At 30.5% G+C, this 21,599-nt stretch carries 25 protein-coding genes and 3 pseudogenes; 13 read left to right on the plus strand and 15 right to left on the minus strand.

The annotated features are described in order from the left end of the window. Positions 1–683 precede the first annotated feature (683 nt). The 3 genes and pseudogenes from ACJDU8_RS06915 to ACJDU8_RS06925 all read left to right on the plus strand — a co-directional run. Positions 684–1,151 (plus strand): annotated as a pseudogene (locus tag ACJDU8_RS06915) (cupin domain-containing protein); the annotation flags it as partial. Further along, a complete protein-coding gene (locus tag ACJDU8_RS06920) occupies positions 1,150–1,557 on the plus strand; it encodes a DUF421 domain-containing protein (protein WP_406791536.1) in 408 nt (135 codons plus the stop codon). The pseudogene ACJDU8_RS06915 and the gene ACJDU8_RS06920, both read left to right, overlap by 2 nt. 562 nt (positions 1,558–2,119) lie before the next feature. After that, on the plus strand, positions 2,120–2,320 hold the full coding sequence (locus tag ACJDU8_RS06925; protein ID WP_406791537.1) for a hypothetical protein: 201 nt from the start codon (positions 2,120–2,122) through the stop codon (positions 2,318–2,320). 169 nt (positions 2,321–2,489) lie between these two features. Here the strand turns inward: ACJDU8_RS06925 and ACJDU8_RS06930 are convergent, their stop codons facing one another. Beyond that, positions 2,490–3,485 (minus strand): sodium:calcium antiporter, encoded by a 996-nt coding sequence (locus ACJDU8_RS06930; RefSeq protein WP_406791423.1) that lies wholly within the window; start codon positions 3,483–3,485, stop codon positions 2,490–2,492. Between the two features lie 614 nt (positions 3,486–4,099). Next, on the minus strand, positions 4,100–5,110 hold the full coding sequence (locus ACJDU8_RS06935) for an AI-2E family transporter (RefSeq protein WP_406791424.1): 1,011 nt from the start codon (positions 5,108–5,110) through the stop codon (positions 4,100–4,102). A gap of 554 nt (positions 5,111–5,664) precedes the next feature. On the opposite strand from ACJDU8_RS06935, the gene ACJDU8_RS06940 reads away from it, so the two are divergent. The 6 genes from ACJDU8_RS06940 to ACJDU8_RS06965 all read left to right on the plus strand — a co-directional run bounded on the left by ACJDU8_RS06940 (position 5,665) and on the right by ACJDU8_RS06965 (position 9,321). Beyond that, positions 5,665–5,955 carry a hypothetical protein gene (locus ACJDU8_RS06940; protein WP_406791425.1) on the plus strand — a complete coding sequence of 97 codons (291 nt, stop codon included), beginning with the start codon at positions 5,665–5,667 and terminating at the stop codon, positions 5,953–5,955. A 99-nt stretch (positions 5,956–6,054) separates the two neighbouring features. Continuing rightward, positions 6,055–6,441 (plus strand): CPBP family intramembrane glutamic endopeptidase, encoded by a 387-nt coding sequence (locus ACJDU8_RS06945; protein ID WP_406791426.1) that lies wholly within the window; start codon positions 6,055–6,057, stop codon positions 6,439–6,441. 112 nt (positions 6,442–6,553) lie between these two features. After that, positions 6,554–7,669: a helix-turn-helix domain-containing protein gene (locus tag ACJDU8_RS06950; RefSeq protein WP_406791427.1), complete on the plus strand. Its 1,116-nt coding sequence runs from the start codon at positions 6,554–6,556 to the stop codon at positions 7,667–7,669. A gap of 80 nt (positions 7,670–7,749) precedes the next feature. Next, on the plus strand, positions 7,750–8,070 hold the full coding sequence (locus ACJDU8_RS06955; RefSeq protein WP_406791428.1) for a YbjQ family protein: 321 nt from the start codon (positions 7,750–7,752) through the stop codon (positions 8,068–8,070). A gap of 1 nt (position 8,071) precedes the next feature. Beyond that, complete coding sequence (locus ACJDU8_RS06960) at positions 8,072–8,299, plus strand: hypothetical protein (protein ID WP_406791429.1); 228 nt, start codon at positions 8,072–8,074, stop codon at positions 8,297–8,299. Positions 8,300–8,394: 95 nt separating this feature from the next. After that, positions 8,395–9,321, plus strand: coding sequence for an alpha/beta hydrolase family protein (locus ACJDU8_RS06965; RefSeq protein ID WP_406791430.1), 927 nt, complete (start codon positions 8,395–8,397; stop codon positions 9,319–9,321). A gap of 574 nt (positions 9,322–9,895) precedes the next feature. Here the strand turns inward: ACJDU8_RS06965 and ACJDU8_RS06970 are convergent. The 5 genes and pseudogenes from ACJDU8_RS06970 to ACJDU8_RS06990 all read right to left on the minus strand — a co-directional run bounded on the left by ACJDU8_RS06970 (position 9,896) and on the right by ACJDU8_RS06990 (position 12,826). Continuing rightward, positions 9,896–10,168, minus strand: coding sequence for a hypothetical protein (locus ACJDU8_RS06970; protein WP_406791543.1), 273 nt, complete (start codon positions 10,166–10,168; stop codon positions 9,896–9,898). Between the two features lie 21 nt (positions 10,169–10,189). Continuing rightward, a pseudogene (locus ACJDU8_RS06975) lies at positions 10,190–10,509 on the minus strand (tyrosine-type recombinase/integrase); the annotation flags it as partial. Between the two features lie 56 nt (positions 10,510–10,565). Further along, positions 10,566–11,144 carry a Uma2 family endonuclease gene (locus tag ACJDU8_RS06980; protein ID WP_406791431.1) on the minus strand — a complete coding sequence of 193 codons (579 nt, stop codon included), beginning with the start codon at positions 11,142–11,144 and terminating at the stop codon, positions 10,566–10,568. 22 nt (positions 11,145–11,166) lie between these two features. After that, positions 11,167–11,724, minus strand: a complete 558-nt coding sequence (locus tag ACJDU8_RS06985) for a Uma2 family endonuclease (RefSeq protein ID WP_406791432.1) — start codon at positions 11,722–11,724, stop codon at positions 11,167–11,169. Positions 11,725–11,932: 208 nt separating this feature from the next. After that, a complete protein-coding gene (locus ACJDU8_RS06990) occupies positions 11,933–12,826 on the minus strand; it encodes a helix-turn-helix domain-containing protein (protein ID WP_406791433.1) in 894 nt (297 codons plus the stop codon). 266 nt (positions 12,827–13,092) lie between these two features. Here ACJDU8_RS06990 and ACJDU8_RS06995 point away from each other — a divergent pair, with 266 nt between their 5' ends. Next, entirely contained in the window at positions 13,093–13,251 is a 159-nt protein-coding gene (locus ACJDU8_RS06995; protein WP_406791434.1) for a hypothetical protein, read from the plus strand. Between the two features lie 239 nt (positions 13,252–13,490). On the opposite strand, the gene ACJDU8_RS07000 is transcribed toward ACJDU8_RS06995, so the two are convergent. Together ACJDU8_RS07000 and ACJDU8_RS07005 are read right to left on the minus strand one after the other, a co-directional pair. Continuing rightward, positions 13,491–14,081, minus strand: coding sequence for a DUF4352 domain-containing protein (locus tag ACJDU8_RS07000; RefSeq protein ID WP_406791435.1), 591 nt, complete (start codon positions 14,079–14,081; stop codon positions 13,491–13,493). A gap of 778 nt (positions 14,082–14,859) precedes the next feature. Then, positions 14,860–15,180, minus strand: coding sequence for a winged helix-turn-helix transcriptional regulator (locus tag ACJDU8_RS07005; RefSeq protein ID WP_406791436.1), 321 nt, complete (start codon positions 15,178–15,180; stop codon positions 14,860–14,862). 145 nt (positions 15,181–15,325) lie between these two features. On the opposite strand from ACJDU8_RS07005, the gene ACJDU8_RS07010 reads away from it, so the two are divergent. After that, positions 15,326–15,877 carry a flavodoxin family protein gene (locus tag ACJDU8_RS07010; protein WP_406791437.1) on the plus strand — a complete coding sequence of 184 codons (552 nt, stop codon included), beginning with the start codon at positions 15,326–15,328 and terminating at the stop codon, positions 15,875–15,877. Positions 15,878–16,255: 378 nt separating this feature from the next. Here ACJDU8_RS07010 and ACJDU8_RS07015 read toward each other — a convergent pair. Then, positions 16,256–16,410: pseudogene (locus tag ACJDU8_RS07015) on the minus strand (alanine:cation symporter family protein); the annotation flags it as partial. Positions 16,411–16,924: 514 nt separating this feature from the next. Between ACJDU8_RS07015 and ACJDU8_RS07020 the strand changes: the two are divergent. Next, positions 16,925–17,002 (plus strand): hypothetical protein, encoded by a 78-nt coding sequence (locus tag ACJDU8_RS07020; protein ID WP_406791538.1) that lies wholly within the window; start codon positions 16,925–16,927, stop codon positions 17,000–17,002. Positions 17,003–17,165: 163 nt separating this feature from the next. Further along, positions 17,166–17,456 carry a hypothetical protein gene (locus tag ACJDU8_RS07025; RefSeq protein ID WP_406791438.1) on the plus strand — a complete coding sequence of 97 codons (291 nt, stop codon included), beginning with the start codon at positions 17,166–17,168 and terminating at the stop codon, positions 17,454–17,456. Between the two features lie 37 nt (positions 17,457–17,493). Here ACJDU8_RS07025 and ACJDU8_RS07030 read toward each other — a convergent pair whose 3' ends face one another. From ACJDU8_RS07030 to pseC, 5 genes are all read right to left on the minus strand, one after another. Then, positions 17,494–18,630, minus strand: a complete 1,137-nt coding sequence (locus ACJDU8_RS07030) for a hypothetical protein (RefSeq protein ID WP_406791439.1) — start codon at positions 18,628–18,630, stop codon at positions 17,494–17,496. Positions 18,631–18,868: 238 nt separating this feature from the next. Then, the gene (locus ACJDU8_RS07035; RefSeq protein ID WP_406791440.1) at positions 18,869–19,060 is read right to left on the minus strand and encodes a hypothetical protein; all 192 of its coding nucleotides are present in this window, start codon (positions 19,058–19,060) and stop codon (positions 18,869–18,871) included. Positions 19,061–19,081: 21 nt separating this feature from the next. Continuing rightward, the gene (locus ACJDU8_RS07040) at positions 19,082–19,975 is read right to left on the minus strand and encodes a glycosyltransferase family 2 protein (protein ID WP_406791441.1); all 894 of its coding nucleotides are present in this window, start codon (positions 19,973–19,975) and stop codon (positions 19,082–19,084) included. A gap of 6 nt (positions 19,976–19,981) precedes the next feature. Next, positions 19,982–20,419, minus strand: a complete 438-nt coding sequence (locus tag ACJDU8_RS07045) for a hypothetical protein (RefSeq protein WP_406791442.1) — start codon at positions 20,417–20,419, stop codon at positions 19,982–19,984. Between the two features lie 3 nt (positions 20,420–20,422). Continuing rightward, positions 20,423–21,589, minus strand: coding sequence for a UDP-4-amino-4,6-dideoxy-N-acetyl-beta-L-altrosamine transaminase (gene pseC / locus ACJDU8_RS07050; protein ID WP_406791443.1), 1,167 nt, complete (start codon positions 21,587–21,589; stop codon positions 20,423–20,425). Between the last annotated feature and the right edge of the window lie 10 nt (positions 21,590–21,599).

Consider the following 21,599-nt stretch of genomic DNA (forward strand, 5'->3'; position numbering starts at 1 on the left):
TTTACTTATCACACTTTTATTTATCACAATCATTCCGCCTTTATATATTTAAAGTTAAATATTATCCATTTATACTTTTAAATATATTAGCGATTTTACCTTTTTAATATAGAATTTTCAAATAAATCACTTACATAAACTGCTTTCACTTCTATATAACTAACCCTTTTCAGTAACATTTCTTATATTGTTTAACTTTTCTTTTCCCCCACTTAATGCATCATATTAAGAACTTATCCTCAAATAAATCCTCATATCATACTATAATCAAGAAACAACATCATACACACAAAGAATTAGTTCAAAACTCTCTGCTGGATATTATAAATTACCCAATTATCTACTCATGGACGAATCACTTTAGAAAAATCAAAGTTATTTAAGGATAAACTTTTAGTCTATACAAACATAAAGCACACAAAAAAATAGGGCAAAATGCCCTAAGCCTTTGATATCAAGCTATTTCCGCTCTATCCTTATCACACACTCAACATGTGTTTTGATAGAAAGTTGATACTAATTCGCGTTGAAATAAGATTCACGGAAAGGTATACCCCCTAACAGTAAGGGGACATAAAATTCAGGAATTTTCTAATTTAAGTATTATGTCCTCAGTGATATAGCATTGCTGTGAATCAAATCACATTTCCTTAACATAGAACATATGATAATATTGTAACTCTATGAAAGGAATGAGCAATTTGTATAATGCTTATAACACCTATCCATGTCCTTACCGTATTAATACACCAAGGTATAACTCAGACTTTTCTAATCAGTATACTCCTTTTGCTGATGAAATGGAATATAGTTCAAAATTTGATTCTACACAATCCTTAAAGGATGATCCTTTAATTAAATTGAAAGATTATGGACCTCAGCCCTTCGTAGTTAATATTAATAAAGCTACTAAGCAAAATAATACTTTCCGTACTGCTTTATGGACAGGAAAGCATCTACAAGTTACCTTAATGAGTATCAATGTCGGTGATGACATAGGTTTAGAAGTTCATCCAAATGTTGATCAGTTCATACGTATTGAAGAAGGGCAAGGACTTGTTAAAATGGGCCGCAGTAAAGATAGGCTGGATTTTCAAGCAGAAGCCTATGATGACTTTGCAATCATGATACCTGCTGGTACATGGCACAATTTTAGATGAGTTTGTAGGATTAGTCTGGTGGTGTGTCCTAACTGGCCTAACCGGATATGTAGGTCTAAAATCAGGAAATCTAAGACGTATAATTGATGGTCAACCAACTATCTTAATAAAAAAGGGAAAGATTCAGAAACAAGCTTTAACTTCAACTCACATAAACATAGATGATTTATCAATGTTACTTAGGAAACAAAGTGTATTTTCTATCACAGAGGTGGAATACGCCATATTAGAGCCAGATGGCAATTTAAGTGTACTTAAAAAACCTCAACAACAACAAATAACTAAATCAGATATGCAAATTTCCACTTCTACTTTAAACTATATGCCATCTGAGATAATTGTTGATGGCAAAATAATAAAACACAATTTAAGTGAATTAAACTTAAGTGAAGAATAGCTGAAAAATCAACTTAAACAATACAACATTGTAAATATAAGGGATATTTTCTATGCTGAAGTTCAAAGTGATGGCACATTATTTATAGATAAGAATTAATTTTTATCTTTTTTTATGTTGCATTAACATGCCCATGTGCTATATAACTGTGATGCCTAAAATATTAATGTTACCTACTATTGAGCCAAGAATAAGTAATATTAAACGAGAGTTATGCATTCGCGCTAGTTCACTTAACTAAATTGACGGTTGTTACTTACAATTCTTAAATTCATAATAACCTAGGAAAGGTGGTATGCTTAATAGATACTATTACTGGAGTAGCTTAGAGAAAACTATAGATTAAGGAATGTGAATGTAATAGCCAATTTAAATTGTGTGATCTGAAGCTAAAATTAGTACTAGAAGGAATAATTATAGGCATTTTAACTGGGTTTATAATGTGTTGTCTATATTCGCTATAAAAAAGCTTGAAAATAAAGTTATTAAAATTTATAAAACATTTTTATTAAGATTATGGTTATTACCTTTATGAGTAGTATTAATAAGTATATTAGGAATTATAGTTAAAAAAGAACCTATGATAGGTGGAAGTGGTATTTCCCAGGTTGAAGGAGTCGTTTTAAAAAAGCTTAAAACGATCTCGCTCTGGTATAGGGTTACTTTAGGAAAACTTATTGGAGGAATTACTACTATTGGACAAGGGAGCAAACTTCTCGAAAGAACGAAAATAGAAAAAATATTTAATCGCAAGTGGAACTAGTGCAGAACTTGCAGCTGCATTTAATGTACCCCCAAAACACAATTGAGCACAAAATAAAGTTGCGCAAAAATTGTACCGCTCCAATCTTGTTAATTCCCTATAAATCAATGGATACATCCATAAGCTATCAAAAATAACAGTCCTTAATTATTAAATCAAATTAATATCCTTACCTTATTATGAGCATACCAATAGCAAAAACTATATAGAATATAGCAGTGAAGGATAAGCGTTTAACTGATAAGTGATTCTTCCTTAGTGTTATGTATAAAAATAAAATAGATACAAATGTTATAATTGCCGAAAATGCTAAGCTCTTATCAAAAATCCATGGTGTAAACATAATACCCAGTGCACTTGGTACTGTAGCCTGAATCATCATAGAACCACTAATATTTGCAAGAGCTAATTTTTCTTTTCCTTGTTTAACCCATATAAGAGCATTAAGTATCTCTGGTAACTCTGTAGCTACTGGACTTAAAAATAAAGCAACAATATGAGCTGGAATACCGAGGGATATGCTAAAAGTGTCTAAATTGTGTACAAATAACTGTGAACCAATAAATATTAGCGTTAGTGAAAATAGAGTCTGAATCAGGATAATTGATTTTTTAGGATTTAGATTTTTAGGAGCAAACTTCAAAGGCTCCAGTTTTCCTTGTACTTCTTCCCTTTTTGTTCTTATTTCAGTAAAAAAGTAAAATATGTAAGCTATGATAAATAAAATTCCCAACCAAGGTTTAATTGCAAATGCAACAAATCCTAATCCAACTTTGAATATAAAAATACATAAAAACCAAAGCTGGTCACGCCCTAGCTTTTTTCCATCAACGTTAATGTGACTTCCAAGTTTTCGTTTGTTACGAAAACTAATGATACTTAATCCTACGATAGCATAAGCAAGTGTGCTTAAAACAAGAGGCCCACCAAGAGCTGCTCCAACTCCAATATCTTTTTGACTTGAGTTTGTTCCAAAAACTACAGCAATGAATGTCACAACACTTTCTGGTAAAGCCGTACCAAAAGCTGCAAGAACAGTTCCCACAGCATTTTGTGAAATATTAAACGTTCTACCCACCCATTCGATAGCATTTACGAATAATTCACAACTAAAATAAATTAAGAGTGCTGCAATAAACATTACTAAAATTGATGTTATTAGCATTTTTTCTCCTCCTTGGACAAAAATAAAAGACCATCGGCGTATTAAAAATACGCCAAAAGTCTCGTTTCACATTTTTGCGGATATTGCCAGGTTCATCACCAATATGTTGACAACATCTATTAAACTACTCCCTTTTGTAAATATACATTTATATATTATTCTAGTAAAGTATACTAGATTCATTTTGTGGTGTCAACAAGTTATCTTAGCTCTTTTAAATAAGTTTAATTTACAGTTTTTATAAATATCATAAAATAAATATAAATATAAATTAAAAATTGAATATTAAGTTTATTTTGACCAATTTTATGTATACGCAAATATGATTTTAAGCCAAAATTGACCCTGTATGGCGATTAGCTTTATTTCAAATACCCTTAAATGTATGCCAAAATCAAAAATAACAAATTCTATATTCCTTTGAATTGCTTTGAATATCTATGTTATGGTAATATATGGTGAAAATCTTTTAAAAGTATGGAATTAATCTTATTAAATTTTAAGAGTAAGAATTTTAACCAGCGTCTATACAACGTCAAGCCCAAGCACTGCACCTATCAAATCCCACCAATCAACATGAGCAATACCTCACTCTGTATAGTATTAATTCTCTGCTAGCTTTCCGATATTTGCAGAATATCTAATAAGAATACAAACAAAGGTATACCTATAATCAAGCCCCATATTCCCATGTAGTGCTGTGAAAAAATTAAAATTAAGAACACAAAGAATATAGGTAAATGTACTGATATGGACATCAATTTTGGTTTTATTATATAATTCTCCAGTAGATGTAAAACTCCAAAGATTACTAATACATCAATTACTTTAGGTATCCCTCCAAGACTAAAGGCTATTATTATAAAAGGCACAAGAGCTATAATAAGTCCTGCTATAGGTATTAGGCCTAATATAAATAACATGACGCCTAAACCTAAAACATCATCAAACCCCAAAAATAAGAGACCTATGGATGCAAGGACTGAATTTATTAGAGAAAGAATAGCCTGAACCTCCATTATTTTTCCAAAGGAATTTAAAAATTTTTTTCCTAGGTATTTGTAATAATTATAAAAATAAGCTATTTTACTTTTTTCAATTTTTCTTGCAAAGGTTACTATTTGTTCTTGTTCTAAAATAAATACTAAGCTAAGTACAAAAGAAAATAGAATATTTACACTTAACTGTTCCATTTTAAGTACCCACTTTAAAATTAAACCTCCACTCTTACTGAGATAGGTGTTTATATTGGATTGCTTTATAAGCCACATAACTCTACTGCCTAATATATTTTTATAACTGTTAACATTGAATTCTATAAGCTGTCTTCTTATAAAAAATAATTGCTTAATAACTGCAGGAATGCAATTGTAAAGAAGAAAGCATATTCCAAAAAGCATTAATATGTATATTAATATTGTCATTGCTTTCTTTTTAATTGGAAATATTTTATGTATAGACCTATAGATAAAGCTAATTGACTTGTAAAATAAAAAAGAAAAAACAAAAGTTAAAAGAACTAATGTAAGCATGGTATTTATAAAATAGAATAAAATTATTAATAAAAATATTGCAAAAAGCTTTTTTATAAGATCTTCTGTAAAAACTTTCTTAAATAAATCCATTGAGTATACATCCTTTTGTTAAAATTAAAAAATTTATATTTATTATGATTATTATAAGTTTTTTGTATTAATTGTACAAGATAAAATTACCTTTACGATAGGGTTAATGCCAGTAGTATTATATCAAGTACAAGGTAGATAGATATATTAGGTTATTACAAAAACATTAATTAAACAGAATAAATTTAATGCCTAGTATTTTATATAAACATATAATTATCTGTCCCAATAATAATTTGTTTATGGTATTATTTAGTTAAGTCGTAGAGGTAAATTAATGCGTCTTAACTCCTTTTAAAAAAAATTATTCTTTATTAAGGAGATTGAACAGATCTCCTTCTGTAATCTTATTCAAATTCTTACTTTGCAGAATCAAAGTAACAGATATATGTACATCTACGAACTGACTTTTAAAGCTATAAAGTTTCCTGGTGGTTAACTTTTTGAACTAAAGTAAAGTCAAAATCCATTTACTATGTTCGCAAAATGCAGTTTAATATTAGTAGTGGTGATGATACTTTTGTTTTTATAACATAGAAAGGAAGTTAATTACTATGAAAAAAATTATTAATTGGAGATTCTTTTTTGTTTTACTTACTTCCAGCATAATGGTAACAATTTTGATACAGCCATTTACGCTCGCACTTAGCCCAACGCTGGCAAAGATTTTCACCCCGACCATTTTCATCAAAGAAATTATCCAAGCAATTATAGAATTTTCATTTGTTATCTTTTTGGGATTGTATCTATCTAAACGTATCGGGTTTGGTCTTCCAATTCTGGAAGGTGTGTTGAAAGGTAATAATCAAGATAATCAAGGTATAAATTTCAAATCTATACCTTGATTATCTGTTGGAATGGGTATTCTGGGAGCTATACTAGCAATATTGCTAGGGTTGACGTTTCTGGACCTTTCAATCTCCCTTTTGAAATCGGAGATGTCCGTGGCCACTTGGAAGGCATTGTTGGCGCCATTTTATGGTGGGATAGCCGAGGAAATTACGTTTAGGATGTTTTTGATGACCTTTTTCATATGGGTTTCATCAAAAATTAAAAAAACAAAAGAAGGGCATCCGACCGATATCGGTATCTGGCTTTCTATCATTCTATCATCTGTTTTATTTGGTCTCGGACATTTAGGAATAACAAGTGACTTAGCCACTATAACCTCGGCTGTTATTCTTAGGGCGGTTTTAATGAACGGTGTTTTAGGTATAATTTATGGCTGGCTTTACTGGAAAAAGGGACTGGAGTCTGCTATGATAGCTCATTTTTCATCCGATATTGTATTGCATGTAATTACTCCACTTATAGCCTCATTGTTTATATAGAATGTTTATTTAGTATATCCTAATTTTAACTGTGTTATGGCTGTACCACTGAACATTAAAGTAGATAGAAATTTGTTAAGTATAATTAATATTGGTAGGGGTGATAGTAATTATGAGAGAAATAAATATTGCAAAAGTTATTATAACAAAAAGAAAAGAAAAAGGTGTGACGCAGGATGAGCTTGCAGAGTATGTCGGAGTATCGAAAGCTTCCGTTTCAAAATGGGAAACCGGGCAAAGCTATCCCGACATTACATTTCTTCCACAGCTTGCGACTTATTTTAATATTAGCATTGACGAGTTGATGGGATACTCTCCTCAGATGACTAAAGAAGACATCAGAAAGCTGTATCACAAGTTTGCAGCACAATTTGCCACTGAGCCTTTTAACAAGATAATAACAGAATGCAGAACAATTATTAAAAAATATTATTCTTGTTTTCCGTTATTATTGCAAATGGTTATATTATTTGTAAATCATTTCATGTATGCGGGGCATCAGGAACAGCAGGAGGAAATTCTGCGCGAGGCAACAGAATTATGTATCAGGGTCAGAACGGAAAGCGGTAATATATGGCTCACTAAGAAAGCTATATATATGCAATCCATCTGCTACTTAACGCTGAAGGAACCGCAGTCAGTTCTTGATTTGTTTGGTGAAAACATAAGGCCGAATCTACCAGAGGAACCATTGATTTCAAAGGCATACCAGCTCATGGGTAAAACAGTCAAGGCAAAAGAAGTAATGCAAATCAGCATATATCAGCATTTGAAGATGACATTGGACTCTATGCTGAACTACCTACTCTTATGTGAAGATAATATGAATAAAGCCGAAGAAATATTAAATCGTACATTGTCACTTGCGAAAATCTTTAATATGGAAAAACTCGATCCCAATATGGTTATATTGCTTTATGCTTCTGGAGCAAAGGTATACTGCATAAACGGCTATTATGAAAAAGCGGTTGACATGCTTGATAAATACATTGATGTTTGCATTAAGAGATTTTTCCCCTATATACTTCATGGAGATTCATTTTTTGATTCTATAGACGATTGGTTATCAGATATGGATTTAGGTGCGGAGGCTCCCCGCAGTAAAGAGGTCATTAAAGAGAGTATGATGCGCGAAATACTAATGAACCCTGTTTTTTCGGTACTCGAAGAAATGCCAAAATATAAAAGCATCATTCAAAAATTCAAAAATTTCATGGAGCAAAACTAAAAAGTTGAAAAAAACAGGTAATTATGTTCATGCTGAATCAAAGGTTCATTTAATAAAAAATATGTAAGGAGGAAAACTCAATGTTGGTTGTTACAACTGAAAATATTGTAGGGTACAAGGTAAAGGAAGTAAAAGGTGAAGTTTTTGGATTAATTGTAAGAAGTCGCGGTTTAGGTGGAAACATAATTGCAGGATTAAGAAGTCTTGTAGGCGGTGAAATTCATGAGTACACAGCAATGCTTGAAGATGCACGCAAACAAGCAATTGACCGTCTTGTTAAAAATGCAGCTGCAATGGGAGCGAATGCGGTAGTAATGATGAGATTTGACTCCAGCGAGATTGGCCAGAATATGAGTGAAGTACTAGCATTTGGTACTGCAGTTGTAATTGAGAAGGAATAACATGCATAGAATATTTGGTATTTATGTATTTGTTGAAGTAGGATTTATAATATTTGCTGTAATTTCCTTAGTATTTTGGGACAGAAGATATCGAAAAAACCATGGATTAAATATTCCTCCTGGATTTAAGAAAACAGAAGAGATAACTATAGACCCTAACAATAATAAAAGGTTTAGAGTTTATTATAATCCTAATACTGGAGAGAGATTTTATCATGAAGAAAAATGATGACAGCTAAATTTTGACATAAATCTATAGCGAAATGTTCGAAATTAAAAACATATTGTTTAGTATTTTGATTCTCAATTAAAGGAGGTAAACTTATGGTTGATGAAAAAATCGTTATAGGTGCTGGAACAAAGCATCCGCTTAATGGAATATTGACTATTCCTGATGAAACTGATGGATTGCTTCCTGCGGTTGTATTAGTTCATGGCTCTGGCCCAAGCAGCATGGATGAAAAAATAGGAAATAATTACCCTTTCAAAGACCTTGCTGAAGGTTTGTATAAAAAAGGAATTATAGTGTTGCGTTATGACAAAAGAACACTGGTATATGGCAAAGAAATGAAAAATGATACAGGATTATCGGTAAGAGAAGAAACCATTGAAGATGCCATCCTTGCAGCCGATTTCTTACGAAAAGATTCACGTATTAATTCAAACAAAATATTTATTATAGACCATAGTTTGGGTGGGATGTTAGCTCCACGAATCGATGCAGAAGGCGGAAATTTTGCTGGAATCATTATTATGGGCGGGTCTCCACGTAAATTTGAAGAAATTCTTATGGACCAGAATAATGATGTTTTATATTCGTTAAATAAGTTTTTGAAAATGATTGCTAAGAAACAAATAGCAGCATTATCATCCAAGTTTAGTAACATCTATAACCTAAGTGATAGAGAAGCAAAATCAACGCTAGTTTTTAGGAAACATACCAGAGCCTACTACTTCAAAGAAATGGGGAAACATCCATCTATTAATTATCTCAATGCATTGAATAAACCAGTATTTATTTTGCAGGGAGATAAAGACTTCCATGTATCAGTAGAAAAAGATTTTGGTGGTTACAAAAAGTTATTGGGTAATATGCCAAATGTAACATTTAAACTTTATACGAACCTGAATCATTTGTTTATGCCTGCTGTCTATGGAAAGATACTAAAAATGAAAGAAGAGTATAAGATTCCTCAGCATATTGATAAACAAGTTATAAATGACATTTCAAATTGGATTTTTTCAATTTAGGAAATATTAATAGGAGTATTAGAAAGCGAATTTTGGTTATTTCACATTATTCTTAAAAAGCGAAACTATCTAAAACCCATAATACCGTTGGTTGTGGGTTCGATTCCTACTGCCCCTGCCAGAATAAAGCCTGTAGAATCAATGGTTCTACGGTTTTTTATTTTTCGTAAAAATAGGTTGCATACCTAAATTGGGTTCTATTTGGGTACTACCATAATAAAAAATTACTAAAAAACAATATAAATTACCACAAGAATTAAGATATTTTTATAACTGTTTTTTAGTTTTATTACTTTGATTATTAAATAAATTTTCTAGTTTATCAGCAGCCTCCACATCTGCTTTTTGCAAACTATGTGAGTATATGTCTGTATTTGCTTTTATTTTTTTGTGATATCTTATCATCATTCATAATGGATTCATTATGTTTTCTGATAAACTGTAGAAACCATTTACTTATTGTACTTGGGAATATAGGCTTCCATCAATTGCAGTAAATAAAGCGTCACATGCCATAAGTTTCCTAGCTTTAATTTTTCAGTGTTCTGCCACCTTTTATATTCCTTTAGTAAGGTTATAGCGGTTCATTTTCTATTAGTTGAAGAACATATGCGGTCTCTTCTATATTGAAATGTCTAGCTTCTTTTTTCTCAGCTTTAGGTGCTTTTAAACGTAAAGCTGGATTATTCAAAATAAATCTCCACTGTATAGCAGTAGCAAGTATACTTGAAATTAACCTGTGGTGATGTAATATAGTTCTTTCGGACAATCCTCCAGATTTACCATCATTTCTGATACCATCTTCACGTAGATTGTTATAAAATTCAGTTATATGAGTTGGTTGCAATTTATTTAATTTGATATGTCCAAGAGCAGGAAGATACGAGTATTTAATAATTCTTTATAGCGATATAAAGTTTTTGGTGCAAGATCCGCTTCTTCATAATCCTCTAACCACTTTTTTATGAACCCTTCAAATGTAATTTTACCGCTATCTAAATAAATCCCCTTCTCTATCTCATCTTTAAACAATATCCATTGTTTATTAGCTTCTTCAAACTGTTTACCAGGTTTTATATGGAATAAATTTATTGTCTTACGTTTTATTATCTTTTTGCCCTGCTTATTATATCCACAAGACACTGTAGGTCTATATGAGTTATCCCCTCGTTTTTCTATTGATAACATGTATTTTCCCCCTTTCCATAAAATATTTATAGGTATTATATAATTTAAAGTATTACCTACAATAAGTTTAATTTACTGAAATCAATTTCAAGGGTATCGTATATGCTAACTTTTATAATATCTTTAAAAGTATATACTTTGGGAGCTGCATATTGATCATTTTTATCAAGCTTATAAACCAATATAGATTCTTCCATCGGGTTCACTATCCAATATTCACGCACTTTGTATTGGTCATATAGATTTAATTTTCTTATATAATCATTATTGGGATTATATGGTGATACTACCTCTATTATCATATCAGGGGCACCAATACAGCCCTTATCATTCAATTTATCCCTATCACATATTACCGATATATCAGGCTGGACAATGTTCTTACAGTTATCAAGGCTTTCATCATTAGCGAGAAATACATCAAATGGAGCTGCATATACTTCACACAGCCCATTATTAGATTTAATATAGCTATTTATTATTGTGGAAAGTTCCATAATAATTTTTTGATGTATTCTTGATGGAGCTGGAGCCATAGAATATATTTTACCTTCTACAAGTTCAATACGTTCATTTTCAGGATAATTTATGTAGTCAGCATAAGTATAAGTTTTGTTTTTAGCTGTGTTATCCATTGAATTTTACCTCCCTTTTTTACTAGAATATGTTTTCCAGTTTAATCGATAAATCCTTAAATATACTGGACTTAACCACATCATCCTTTGAATAGGCCATAGGTTCCGTATAAGCTCTTAAATTTTCATCATACACATATATATCAACTGTCTTACTTTTAGGCCTTACAATCCAATACTCAGGTAATTTAAACCTCATATATAAATCCATCTTTTTAATGGTATCTTTTGCAGCGGTTGAAGGAGAAAGAATTTCAATTATCAAAGTAGGAATGCCTTTGTAATTGCTGCTGGTAAACTTTGATTTATCACAAATTACCATTAAGTCCGGTTGAACTATGTCAGTTCTATCTCCACTATCATTTTCTAAAACTATATTCAAAGGAGCAGCAAACGGTTCACATTCTTTATTTTTAAAATAATTTTTCAGTTCAAAAAATATATTTCCTGATATTCTTTGATGCTCAGGTGTTGGTGATGCAAGCAAATATATTTCGCCATCTATAAATTCAGCTCTTTCGGTATCTTTAGTTAACTGTAAAAACTCGTCATAAGTATGTTTTTTAGATTCAGGTAACATAGTTTTATTCCTCCTTCTAAAATAATTTATAATAACCTCTTATTTTGTCTTATAGTATAGTTACTTTGAATAATTCCATAGTAACTACTTTTAGTTATCTTTAGAGCAGATTTAAGATTTGAGCCTAATATTTTGATTTAGAATTAAAGTATTGCTTTGTCATTCACTCAGGACTTTTCTTTAGTACGATATATAGGAAACTCTAATGTTACTTTTTAGAGTGTTCAACAAATATATTTATACTCAAATCAAATTTTTTACAATATTCATCTTCAAGGTCTTTTAACATTGAAGAAACCTTTTCACTAATATGAGGTATACTTCGTATTTTACGAGAAAAGTTTAAAATTTCTCGAAAATACTCATTAGGATTTATAATACCATTTTGTAGATCCTCTCTCATTGAATTACGATCTACAGAATATCTAAAGTTATTATTCTGAGATAATTTTACAATAAAGTCTGCAAAATAAATTAGGTTAGAAACAACATCTATTAAAACTCCAAATATTTCATCACGATTAACTTTTATATGGGCTTGATAATAGCTATTTAAAACTTCATTTAATTTAGAGGTATGTTCATCTATTATTTTTTTTACTTCAGTGTGATATTTCTGCATTATATCTGTTTCTATAGGAGTGCTAAAACGTCCTAATTCAACTCCTTCTTTAGCAAGTTCTATTAAATTTTCGTCAGTTCGGGTTAGAAAATCACTGTCGCCAGTAAGGTAATCCGCTGTAACACCAAAAAAGTTAGCTATTTTATTTAATGTAGTGATATCTGGTTCTTTTCCACTCTCAAATTCTAAAATTTCTTCTATTGAAATTTCTAGGGATTTAGCTAAATCATCTCCATTTATATTTCTATCTTTTATTAACTGATTTAACCTTCTGCCAAATATTTCGCTATTTCCTATCAATTCAGTAACTGATACGTTGAGAGCTTTTGCCATTTTATCTATGGCATCTAATGGTGGATTAGTATCATTATTTTCATATTTTCTTACTGTAATTTCAGACTTTCCTATATTTTCTGCAAGCTGTTTTTGAGTTAATCTTTTTAGCTTTCTATACTTTTTAATATTTTCTCCAATATTCATAGTATCCTCCCATTATCATCATTATATCACAATAGATAATTAGGTTATATATTATGGAAAAAAATATATTGAATCATACAATTACATTATCTATAATAAAATTAAAAGATAATGTAATTATCGCTTTTAAAGAGGTGATTATATGAATACTGGATTAAGATTAATGGTGGATAAAAGGCATTCGAACTTATTAAGAGATATAAAAACTTATATAAACCAGATGAAAGAAGCTAATAAAATGACTAGTGTTAGCAGTAGTTAAAGAAATGGAAGATATTAAATTTCTTGTAGATTCTGATAGGCAGGTAATGAAGGAAACTATTTTAATTGAACTAGGAAGGCTTGAAAATGAGGAAGACATAAAAATTACAGCTAGGTATATATATGATACCATTAGAAACAGGAAGTTAACAGCCCACCAATGAGTAAATTTTATAAGACTTGTAAGGTTATATTTCTGGAAGCTGCATGAAATAAAGATGCTGGAAGCCGAGTGTATAGAACCTGACAGGAATAATAAAGCCATTGATACAATTAATTTGGGGTATAAGTACTTGATTTAAATATAAAGAATCCCATTAATTAAAGCAATAATGATGGGATTCCTTTATGTAAAATTTTTTTGATGACTCCGATATTATCGTAACCAAAAGTTCTTAATAAATTATTTTAAACAGTACCCTACATTTTTACTAGTGTCTCCCTGATATAATAAGATTAAATTTGATATGTTTAAACTCTTGGGTACTTTAAACACAATGTAAGTTTCTTTGGGAATATTAGGACTTACTTTATCATATTCACCAAAAAAATTTTTATCATTTGCGTATATACCCTTGGCTTGATTTGCTGTCTTCCCACCTTCATCATTCATTTCGTACTCTGTTTTATCCTTAGTATCTTTTAGTGATAAATCATTTGTGGTATAGTCAGCTACATCAGTTCCCTCATTTATCATTTGTAAATGTACAACTATAAATTTTTGTTGTGTAGATTTGTTGTTTGAAGCATCTCCACTTTGTGTTATATCAGTTTCCAGTACATCTAATACTTTTATACTCCATATACCCGACTGCCCTTCTTCCCCTAACTTGTACAGCTTTTCCTTAGAGTCATTGGTTGTTTGGGCTGTTGTTAATGTTCCATTTGCCACTTTAGTATTTGCAGGATTATTAGCTGAATTATTTCCTAGCAAATATCCTATAACAAAAATTATAGCAGCACATATAATTTGAATAATAATTTTTTTTTTCATAGCATCCCCTCTTTTTTCTTAAGACTAATTATATAGCTTTATGATATAACATGCAATAAAGATAAATTACTGAAGATTATGTATTATATGTGTTAAGCCATTCAATTGATTTTTTAGGAGTAATTTTATGGTATAATATAGTCAAAAGCACATATTGGAATTACCCTACAATTCATGGGTGGAAATCGATATATTCAGGTATGGTAAGATTAGTGAATCCATTATTGGGCTGAATTTGGTTCCGTGCTTTTCATTTTATGACAATGAAGGAATTATTCATAGGATATAAGGTTTAATCCGCTCACAGCAAACTATTAGATAGAATATTACCGTAAAAGATAAATTGATATTGATTGAAGGTTGGGCAAGAGATGGGCTCACTGATGAATAAATAGCAAAGAATTTAGGTATTCATGTTGCTACATTATATGAATATAAAAAGAAGTTGTTTCAGATACTACAGCACAGATATTCTGGTTGAAAAATAGAAAACCTAATAAGTGGAGAGATAAGCAAGACATAGATCATACTGAAAACATAGGCATAAAAAAGCTTGAAGATTTCTTTTAAAATGGCTTAACATTAATCGCTTAAGCCGTTTTTTAATGCTTAATCTTACCGATTCAAATTTAGCGAAGTTAGTAAGTTCATAGACAATTTCAAATAAATTTGACTTAACTTTGTTAAAAGTATATTAAGATAGTGAAGTTATAAGTAAAAATTTAATATTAGAAAAAATGATAAAAACCTGCCGATACATACCAACGGCAGATTTATGCTAGGAAGATGATTTTTTATATTTATAAGCTTCACAGCCCCATTCATCAAGAGAGTGTAAAACAACGATGAGTTTTTGACTAAGCTCTGATAATTCATATTCTACTCTCGGTGGAATCTCATTGTATTGATGGCGAATAACAAGATTGTCTCTTTCAAGTTCTTTTAAATTTTTAGAGAGCATCAGACTGGATATACCATCAACTTTCCTCTGTAGGTCATTAAATCGGATAACTTCATTTTGTAATATAGTCCATATGATTAAGAGTTTCCATTTGCCGCCTATAGTATCCATAGCATACCTGACATAACAATCTTCCATAAAAGTAACCTCCATTACTTATATAAATATTAGTGACTAAATATTTCTTGCGTACTTGTTGATTTATATGTTACTCAATATAATAAGGTTAGTCAATAGTTAATTGATTTTAAAAAAACTTTGTATTTAAAAGGAGATCTATAAAATGTCAAAGGTTGTTATTTTTAAAGGCAGTCCAAGAGAAAATGGGTATACTGCAAAATTGTTGCAACAAGTAGCAAATGGAGCTAAATCCAAGGGTGCTGAGGTCATTGAATTTGATTTAAATGATTCTGGAATTCGTGGTTGTCAGGGATGCTTCTATTGCCGTACGCATGATGGTTGTGCTATTAAAGATTATCTTCAGCCAATGTATGAGGTTATTAATGAAGCAGATGCTATTGTATTTGGTTCTCCAATTTATTATTATCAAATTACAGGTCAAGCAAGAGTTTGGCTAGATCGCACATTTCCAATGGTTGGAGATAACTTTGCACCGAGACATCCTGGTAAAAAGCTAATAACTATATTTGCTCAAGGAAACCCAAATCCTCAAATAGGTGAAGAGGGTATTAAATTTGTTACTAATATTCTTGAATCATATGGTTGGAAATTGGAAGATAGTATTCATTACTGTGGAACTAATGATCCTGATTTAGCAGTGTTTGAGGAGTTATCTTTAAGAGCATTTAAGGATGGGGAAAACCTAATTGGATAAATTCCCAGAAAAAATATTAAATATAATAATCATATAAATTTATTTAACGAAACAATTTGAATTTATTTTAGACATAAAAAAATAAGTGCCTCATTAAAAGCACTTATTTTTTCATATTGATCTACATAAATATTTTCTTATGGGGGAATGTTTCGTTATTTTACATTATATGTATCCTTTGTATTATTCACCAGCATCAATAATATTATACAAATACTCGGTTTAATTTTTTGTAACAAAAGGCACCTAGCTTTTAACTAGATGCCTTATACAACATATAATACTAATTTCATTTGCAGTTACCCACATGGGGATTCCAAAACTATCATTTAAAGTAGCAGCAACAGCATTTGTCTGAGTAGAACATCCTATTCCAAAGACAGCACCAGGTCCTCCTAAATGCTGTTGCAACACCAATTATATTACCTGTACCTATAATAGATGCTAAAGCAGTACTAAGAGCACTAGATTGTGATACATCTCCTTCACTATCTGGATCTTTAAGTAACAGATAGTTTAATTCCTATAAAAATTAATTATATTGTTAATTTCGCATCAAATAAACTCATGTTTATCAATAATTCACATGATAGCACTGTTCATATTTTTTTCATGATTCTCTAAAATACTCTTATTTTCTTACAATATGGAATTAACTATAATGTATATTAAATAATCCCAACAAAAATATAGTGGCCCATTAATGCCACTAATAAACTACTTCTGGTGTATAACATTAATTCTTTTAAAATTGATTGATAAAAGTTATAATTTATAATATAGATAATATATCAAGTGATTCTTAGGTTCAGGTGGAGTTTGCTTATGAGAAATACTTTTCTCCATCTGAACCTTAGAAGAACTTATCCAGGTGCGTAACAGTGCTTATCCCCCACTTTGAAGAAGGTAGGGTTAGCAATGGTAGCGTTCGGATAAAATTACTTAGAGGGTGGATTTATGGATGAAAAAAAATTGGAGTTTACTATATTTTGCATTGAAAGTTTAGCATAAAAATTAGGAATAAGTGCGAAAGAAGTATATAAAATAATCAAAGGTACAGATACTTTGAGTAACCATATTATTCCACATCATGAACCATTACACTCTCAAAGCAAAAATATATAGTAGAGGATTTAATAGAGGTGTTAAGAGAAAGGAGAGCATTGAGTTGATAGTATATCATGGTTCTTATTGCATCGTAGATAATCCCCATGTACCTTTCTTTATTTTCCAGATATTTAAATTGTCTTTAATATAGAATAAAGTATACAAAGGAGGTAGAAAGAAAATGTTGGAAAAAAAGTTGAAATCAATATTTAAAGGTGTTAAGGTTATAGCTCCAAAGGATTTAGGGGAAGACGCAATTTATAACATAGTATGCAATTTATTAATATCTTATAATTTGGAATTAAATATTGTTGATTTTGATTGCAAAATGATTTACAAGAGAGGTTATCAGTATAAAGAGGTTTGGGATGATGATTATGTTATGAGCTTTACAATAGTAAGCCAGCATAAATACACTGTTGATACAGAGGATGAAGAAATAGAATTTTGCGAATTTGCCATAGAATGTTAATATTATAGTGGAACATTAGATTCAATGTTCCACATCTTTAACAACGGTATCTTAAATCAAATTTTTTAATGTATTTTTCACTTTCTGGAGAATTTAAAAAAATATAGTTCTGCATTCTGTTATCAAACGTTAAAATTACCCAATTCTTCATATCTAATGCTCTTAATATAAACATATCTAACATATCATTTTTTTTATATTTTGCACTCTCTTTCATCCACTTTTCAAATAATATCCCTATATACTCAATTTGATGTCTGGTAAAACAACTATTTTCTCCCCATATATCAATAGCATCTTGTTTATGCTCTTTTATAAATTCAGTGTAATTTAAATCTTCAAATTGTTTTATAAGCTTCCCTATGCCATCATTCACATTACCAGGGTTTTCCTCAATGATTCCATAATCTCCACTATTTCTATAAATTTCAATAAGTTTTTTGCACACTACGTTATCAGAGGGTTCCATATTTTCATGATTTGCCATAAGCAATTCTAAAAAAAGTGAAAAAACTCGACTTTGTTGGTACAATATATTATTAAACTCATCTTTAACGCATTTTTCTGCATACTCATCTTTTTTTGAATCTTTACCTTTAAAATATGCCTGTCTCAAAATTTTTTTGAATTTAGAACTAAGAATTTTCAAATATTCTGCAATTCTATCTTGTAATAATACATCAAATGCCTTGAATTTTATATCATTTTTTTTATCTTTAGGTAAATTTCTAAAAGATTCGTTTAGACTTTCTTCTCTCTCAAAGTAAAAAATCACATACAATCTTAATTGCAAAAGCAAAATATCTGTAGCAAATTGTGACTCTACATCAACTTTTTTGCTTATATAATCTTTAACAAGTATTTTTAATAAAGACTCCTTTGCTGTCACCAATGTGTCAAGATCTTTCCTTGTAATATCACTTATTCCTAAATTAACTATTCCAATGTTCTTTTTTCTAATATAATCAAGTAAACCTGCAAGTCTATTTAAGTTTCCTGAGCTGAAAAATGTAATAATCTCATATAATGTTACGTTTGATATATGAATGTCATGATTATAATTTAAAAGTACGTTTCTCAATCTAGTTTCATTTATTACTGAATTGGTATCTATTCCAAGTCTATTTCTTCCATAGAGACTATAAAAGGCATTCGTATCTAATATAAAATTCATCTATTTCCCCCCTATTTCCTTTTTTGATTAGAACAACCGGAGCTACGCTTGCTCTTCCATTATTTAAGGAATATTTATCTTCAATCAACTTGTAAATCCACGAGAATCAAAATTATTTGAGGATCAGCTCTTATTATACTATTTCCATATTGTTAAATGTATTCATGGTAGTACAAGAATTCATACTATCATGAATACTTATAGTGTATGGGTACATTATCCATCCACATAAAATATTTTATAAATTAGTTGGTATATCTATAATGATATCTACTTCAATTAAACTACTATCTTCCTCAGATATTATTAACTTACTATTGCTAATTTGTTCATCTTTTCTTCCTTTTGACTTATATATATTTTTTATGACAACTTCTATAGGAGCAGTATAATTAAAATTATCGATAATGGAATTTATTAAATCTTTCAATACTTCACCTCCAAATATATGCTAGAAGGGTATATTAAATTTATTAAAGAACCAATCATCATCATGTATACGGCGCTTAAAATAATCTATACGTTGATCATAAGTATTGCTCGCAGTTATTTTATTAAAAATAATTTCAAAGCTAGGATAATCCTGTAGTGGCTTCATTAATTTACGAATTCTATTTTCATTAAAATGGCTAAATGCCATACGTAATTTATTATAATGAAATTCAGTTAAGTCAACGTTATATGGTTGTATTTTTCTAAATTTATGACCAATTTTAACAGCAGGATGTACAAAAATTTTATATCCAAAAAGCCAAAGCTTTACTGATAGTTCTACATCTTCAAAGCCCCAGCTATGGAAGCCATTATCAAATCCCCCTACTGCGTCAAAGACTTCTTTTCTTATAGCCATACATCCGCCTGGAGCCAGTGGAACCTCTTTAATATTCACTGGCTTTTTCAACCAATATGTTTCAAATTTTTCATTCCAAGTTTGACCATAGCCTACAGGACTATCTGGAGAAAAATGTCCAATACCTGGGCATACTACACTTATATCCTTATTATTAAGAGCCTTTAATAGTGTGTTAAGCCAGTTTGGTTTCATAGTAATATGGGCATCGCAAAAGACTAATATTTTTGCCAATGGTACAAAACTTGCACCTAGATTTCTCGCTGCTGCTGCTCCTATGCCCTTTGTTTCAATAAACATTACATTTTGGTATCTTTTAAAAGGATTTTTCAAAAACTTACAGCAATTATCATTAGAACCATCGTCAATAATAAATATATTTGATATATTGTTCGCTTCAGTTCTAAATAAAAATTCCAAAGTTTGTTTAATATAAATACCTTCATTTTTACATGGAATAATAATAGCTACTTCATATTTTTTCATATTATCCATAGTAACCTACTCTTCAAAATCACAATTTTCATGTTTATACTCTACAATATCGTAAGCTTCTTTATCATAAACTTCAGGTTCACGGGTACCTTTAATAGTTTCCATTGAAGGCTTTTTCATGAAACAATCAAGATATAATATTTTTAATATAAGTTTATCTCCAGGATATACAGGTCCTAAAAGAAATTGTCCGTTTTCATCTGCTATAGCATTACCAATGGGTTCTAAATCAGATGTTGTTTCAGGGTCAGCAATAGCATGTTTTAATTTGAAAAACTTAACTACAGAGCAAGGAGCAGGCTTTCCATCAGGAAAACGAACTGTTCCAAGTATTACTCTTCTATAGTCACGTTGTAAGAAAAAATCCATGTCTAATTGATCAATACTTGATTTTTCATCACCGTCTGGAACATCAATAACAAAGCGGTTTATTTGATAATCCATACCTTACACTTCCTTTATATTTTTTATAACATAATTAACATCTTCATCTGACATGCCAGGATAAAGTGGAATTGTGATAATATCCTCATACAACTTTTCTGCAATTGGACAAAGTCCTTTTGAGTATCCTAGAGACTGATAATAGGGATGATAGTAAACTGGAATATAATGAACGTTTACTCCAATATTTAAATCTAAAAGTTTATTAAGTATCTCTTCTCTACTTTTTCCTATAGCTGAAAGATTAAATTTCAATATATATATATGATAGGAAGATTTCGTATGTGAAGCTTGATAAGGGATAGTAATTTTATTTTTAAAAGCTCTTTCTGAGAAGGCTTTATCATATAGAACAGCTATTTCACGTCTTCTTTTAATAAAGTTATCCAATTTGTTAAGTTGAGAAATTCCTAAGGCTGCTTGCAAATCACTTAAACGATAATTGTAGCCTAAAAACTGCTGCTCATAATACCATTTGTCATGAGATTTATCCATAAGAAGTTGTGGAGAACGTGTAATGCCGTGGGTCCTAAATAGAATGAGTTTTTCATAGAACTTAGGATCATTTGTACAGATCATTCCTCCTTCAGCTGTCGTAATGTGTTTTACAGGATGAAAGGAAAAGGTAGTCATATGGGCTATGCTTCCGGTCTTATGCCAGATTTTCTTTGAATCCATTATCTCAGCACCAAGACTGTGGGCTGCATCTTCAATAAAAATTAAATTACGTTTTTCGGCTAAATCTTTAATCTTAAATAGTTCTGCTGGTTGACCTGTAAAATCCACTGCTATAATTGCTTTAGTCTTATTTGTAATCTTTTTTTCTATTTCCAAAGGGTCTATATTATAGGTATGGGAATCAATATCAGCGAATACAGGCTTTCCTCCAAGGTAAAGGATGCTATTGGAAGTAGCAGCAAAGGTCATAGGTGTAGTAATAACCTCATCATCATCACTAATATTAGCGGCATAACAGGCTGCATGCAGAGCAGCCGTTCCATTTGCTATACAAACAGCATATTTACATCCTACATAATCTGCTACCTTTTTTTCGAATTCATGAATTTTGGGTCCAGTGGTTAGAAAATCACCTTTTAATACTTCTAAGACTGCTTGAATATCTTGTTCATCAATATATTGATGTCCATAGGGTATATAGGGGTGCTTCATTACCTTCACC

Source organism: Candidatus Clostridium eludens (assembly GCF_045310515.1).
Taxonomy (GTDB): domain Bacteria; phylum Bacillota; class Clostridia; order Clostridiales; family Clostridiaceae; genus Clostridium_B; species Clostridium_B eludens.

What these genes read in the sequence shown, in the direction of transcription:
- ACJDU8_RS06930 (WP_406791423.1), bottom strand. Translation starts at nt 3,485, where the DNA reads ATGCTAATAACATCAATTTTAGTAATGTTTATTGCAGCACTCTTAATT.
- ACJDU8_RS06935 (WP_406791424.1), bottom strand. Translation starts at nt 5,110, where the DNA reads ATGGATTTATTTAAGAAAGTTTTTACAGAAGATCTTATAAAAAAGCTT.
- ACJDU8_RS06940 (WP_406791425.1), top strand. Translation starts at nt 5,665, where the DNA reads ATGAAAAAAATTATTAATTGGAGATTCTTTTTTGTTTTACTTACTTCC.
- ACJDU8_RS06950 (WP_406791427.1), top strand. Translation starts at nt 6,554, where the DNA reads ATGAGAGAAATAAATATTGCAAAAGTTATTATAACAAAAAGAAAAGAA.
- ACJDU8_RS06955 (WP_406791428.1), top strand. Translation starts at nt 7,750, where the DNA reads ATGTTGGTTGTTACAACTGAAAATATTGTAGGGTACAAGGTAAAGGAA.
- ACJDU8_RS06960 (WP_406791429.1), top strand. Translation starts at nt 8,072, where the DNA reads ATGCATAGAATATTTGGTATTTATGTATTTGTTGAAGTAGGATTTATA.
- ACJDU8_RS06965 (WP_406791430.1), top strand. Translation starts at nt 8,395, where the DNA reads ATGGTTGATGAAAAAATCGTTATAGGTGCTGGAACAAAGCATCCGCTT.
- ACJDU8_RS06980 (WP_406791431.1), bottom strand. Translation starts at nt 11,144, where the DNA reads ATGGATAACACAGCTAAAAACAAAACTTATACTTATGCTGACTACATA.
- ACJDU8_RS06985 (WP_406791432.1), bottom strand. Translation starts at nt 11,724, where the DNA reads ATGTTACCTGAATCTAAAAAACATACTTATGACGAGTTTTTACAGTTA.
- ACJDU8_RS06990 (WP_406791433.1), bottom strand. Translation starts at nt 12,826, where the DNA reads ATGAATATTGGAGAAAATATTAAAAAGTATAGAAAGCTAAAAAGATTA.
- ACJDU8_RS06995 (WP_406791434.1), top strand. Translation starts at nt 13,093, where the DNA reads ATGGAAGATATTAAATTTCTTGTAGATTCTGATAGGCAGGTAATGAAG.
- ACJDU8_RS07000 (WP_406791435.1), bottom strand. Translation starts at nt 14,081, where the DNA reads ATGAAAAAAAAAATTATTATTCAAATTATATGTGCTGCTATAATTTTT.
- ACJDU8_RS07005 (WP_406791436.1), bottom strand. Translation starts at nt 15,180, where the DNA reads ATGGAAGATTGTTATGTCAGGTATGCTATGGATACTATAGGCGGCAAA.
- ACJDU8_RS07010 (WP_406791437.1), top strand. Translation starts at nt 15,326, where the DNA reads ATGTCAAAGGTTGTTATTTTTAAAGGCAGTCCAAGAGAAAATGGGTAT.
- ACJDU8_RS07025 (WP_406791438.1), top strand. Translation starts at nt 17,166, where the DNA reads ATGTTGGAAAAAAAGTTGAAATCAATATTTAAAGGTGTTAAGGTTATA.
- ACJDU8_RS07030 (WP_406791439.1), bottom strand. Translation starts at nt 18,630, where the DNA reads ATGAATTTTATATTAGATACGAATGCCTTTTATAGTCTCTATGGAAGA.
- ACJDU8_RS07040 (WP_406791441.1), bottom strand. Translation starts at nt 19,975, where the DNA reads ATGGATAATATGAAAAAATATGAAGTAGCTATTATTATTCCATGTAAA.
- ACJDU8_RS07045 (WP_406791442.1), bottom strand. Translation starts at nt 20,419, where the DNA reads ATGGATTATCAAATAAACCGCTTTGTTATTGATGTTCCAGACGGTGAT.
- pseC (WP_406791443.1), bottom strand. Translation starts at nt 21,589, where the DNA reads ATGAAGCACCCCTATATACCCTATGGACATCAATATATTGATGAACAA.